This is a genomic window from Fructilactobacillus sp. X2R6C1 (genome assembly GCF_059901295.1).
Genome location: NZ_JBWXUZ010000007.1, coordinates 1 through 3,258, shown reverse-complemented (window position 1 = coordinate 3,258; position 3,258 = coordinate 1). Strand labels below are relative to the sequence as shown.

The window sequence follows — 3,258 nt, the reverse complement described above, 5'->3', positions numbered from 1 at the left end:
ACTTTGTTCTTTGAAAACTAGATAATATTATTTTCTGTATTAATTATATTTTAATTATAATTTTAACCGAGAAATAACCACTACGTTATTTGAGTTTTTTAAAATAGTTTAAATCGCAAATACTCAATAACTTACATCACGAAGTGATGCAGGTTAAGTTATTAAGGGCGCATGGTGAATGCCTTGGTACTAGGAGCCGATGAAGGACGGAACTAACACCGATATGCTTCGGGGAGCTGTACGTAAGCTTTGATCCGGAGATTTCCGAATGGGGAAACCCAATCATCTTAGTCGATGATTGCACGACAGTGAATTCATAGCTGCCGTGCGGTAGACGCGGGGAACTGAAACATCTAAGTACCCGCAGGAGTAGAAAAAAATTTCGATTCCCTCAGTAGCGGCGAGCGAACGGGGAACAGCCCAAACCGATCAGTTTACTGGTCGGGGTTGTAGGACTGAACATTTGAGTTACAAAAGAATCTGATAGTCGAATCAGTTGGGAAGCTGAGCCATAGATGGTGATAGCCCAGTAGACGAAATCAGGTTCCCTCAGTTCAGGATCCTGAGTACGGCGACACACGTGAAACGTCGTCGGAAGCCGGGAGGACCATCTCCCAAGGCTAAATACTACCTAGTGACCGATAGTGAACCAGTACCGTGAGGGAAAGGTGAAAAGCACCCCGGAAGGGGAGTGAAATAGTTCCTGCAACCATGTGCCTACAAGCAGTTAGAGCCCGTTTAAGGGTGATAGCGTGCCTCTTGTAGAATGAACCGGCGAGTTATAGTTGCATGCAAGGTTAAGTTGAAAAAGCGGAGCCGAAGCGAAAGCGAGTCTGAATAGGGCGTTGAAGTATGTTGCCATAGACCCGAAACCAGGTGATCTATCCATGTCCAGGATGAAAGTGCGGTAATACGCACCGGAGGTCCGAACCCGTGTACGTTGAAAAGTGCTGGGATGAGGTGTGGATAGCGGTGAAATTCCAAACGAACTTGGAGATAGCTGGTTCTCTCCGAAATAGCTTTAGGGTTAGCCTCGGAGTTTAGAATCATGGAGGTAGAGCCACTGTTTGGACAAGGGGTCCGTCTTGGATTACTAAGTTCAGATAAACTCCGAATACCATTGATTTATATCCGGGAGTCAGACGATGAGTGATAAGATCCATCGTCGAAAGGGGAACAGCCCAGACCGCCAGTTAAGGTCCCTAAATATATGCTAAGTGGAAAAGGCAGTGGAGTTGCATAGACAACTAGGATGTTGGCTCAGAAGCAGCCACCATTTAAAGAGTGCGTAATAGCTCACTAGTCGAGTGATTCTGCGCCGAAAATTTACCGGGGCTAAGCATATTACCGAGACTGCGGACGCGACTTTGTCGCGTGATAGGAGAGCGTTCTAAGGGCAACGAAGCTAGACCGTAAGGACTAGTGGAGCGCTTAGAAGTGAGAATGCCGGTATGAGTAGCGAAAAATCAGTGAGAATCTGATTCACCGAATGACTAAGGTTTCCTGGGGAAGGCTCGTCCACCCAGGGTTAGTCGGGACCTAAGTCGAGGCCGAGAGGCGTAGACGATGGATAACAGGTTGAGATTCCTGTACTAGTTATTAACGTTTGAGTGATGGAGGAACGCAGAAGGCTAAGTTGTGCATCCTGATGGAGATGGATGTTCAAGTCGTAAGTCAGGTCAAGAGAGAAATGCTTTTGATCGAGTTGACAAGCGACGATGAGGACCGAAATTATAGTAGGGAAGCAACTGATGTCACGCTGCCGAGAAAAGCTTCTAGCGAGTTAATAACTACCCGTACCGCAAACCGACACAGGTAGTCGAGGAGAGTATCCTCAGGTGAGCGAGAGAACTCTCGTTAAGGAACTCGGCAAAATGACCCCGTAACTTCGGAAGAAGGGGTGCTGTCCTAACGGACAGCCGCAGTGAAGAGGCCCAGACGACTGTTTATCAAAAACACAGGTTTCTGCAAAATCGTAAGATGACGTATAGGGGCTGACGCCTGCCCGGTGCTGGAAGGTTAAGTGGAAGAGTTAGCTTCGGCGAAGCTCCGAAATGAAGCCCCAGTAAACGGCGGCCGTAACTATAACGGTCCTAAGGTAGCGAAATTCCTTGTCGGGTAAGTTCCGACCCGCACGAAAGGCGTAACGATCTGGGCACTGTCTCAACGAGAGACTCGGTGAAATTAAGATACCTGTGAAGAAGCAGGTTACCCGCGACAGGACGGAAAGACCCCATGGAGCTTTACTGTAGCTTGATATTGGGTGTTTGCACAGCTTGTACAGGATAGGTAGGAGCCATTGAAACCGGAGCGCTAGCTTCGGCGGAGGCGTCATTGGGATACTACCCTTGCTATGTGAACACTCTAACCCTGAGCACTCAACGTGCTCGGAGACAGTGTCTGGTTGGCAGTTTGACTGGGGCGGTCGCCTCCTAAATAGTAACGGAGGCGCCCAAAGGTTCCCTCAGAATGGTTGGAAATCATTCAAAGAGTGTAAAGGCAGAAGGGAGCTTGACTGCGAGACATACAGGTCGAGCAGGGACGAAAGTCGGGCTTAGTGATCCGGTGGTACCATATGGAAGGGCCATCGCTCAACGGATAAAAGCTACCCTGGGGATAACAGGCTTATCTCCCCCAAGAGTTCACATCGACGGGGAGGTTTGGCACCTCGATGTCGGCTCATCGCATCCTGGGGCTGTAGTTGGTCCCAAGGGTTGGGCTGTTCGCCCATTAAAGCGGTACGCGAGCTGGGTTCAGAACGTCGTGAGACAGTTCGGTCCCTATCCGTCGCGGGCGCAGGAAATTTGAGAGGAGCTATCCCTAGTACGAGAGGACCGGGATGGACATACCGCTGGTGTACCAGTTGCGCCGCCAGGCGCACAGCTGGGTAGCTATGTATGGATGAGATAAACGCTGAAAGCATCTAAGTGTGAAACTCGCCTCGAGATGAGATTTCCCATTCCTTTATGGAAGTAAGACCCCTGAAAGATGATCAGGTAGATAGGTTAGAAGTGGAAGCGTAGTGATACGTGAAGCGGACTAATACTAATCGGTCGAGGACTTAACCAAGCAAAAAGAAGTGGAAGTTAATCGGGCAGAGAAGATATTATCTAGTTTTGAGAGAACGAAGTTCTTTCTAAGTGTGGTGGCGAAAGCCTGAAGGATACACCTGTTCCCATGCCGAACACAGAAGTTAAGCTTCAGCACGCCAAGAGTAGTTGGGGGATCGCCCCCTGCAAGGGTAGGACGTTGCCACGC

General features: G+C 49.1%; 2 rRNA genes. Both read left to right on the top strand.

What is annotated here, in order from left to right:
* Positions 1 to 151 precede the first annotated feature (151 nt).
* Positions 152 to 3,069 (top strand): 23S ribosomal RNA (locus AC6UDF_RS07100).
* 72 nt (positions 3,070 to 3,141) lie between these two features.
* A 5S ribosomal RNA gene (rrf, locus tag AC6UDF_RS07095) occupies positions 3,142 to 3,258 on the top strand.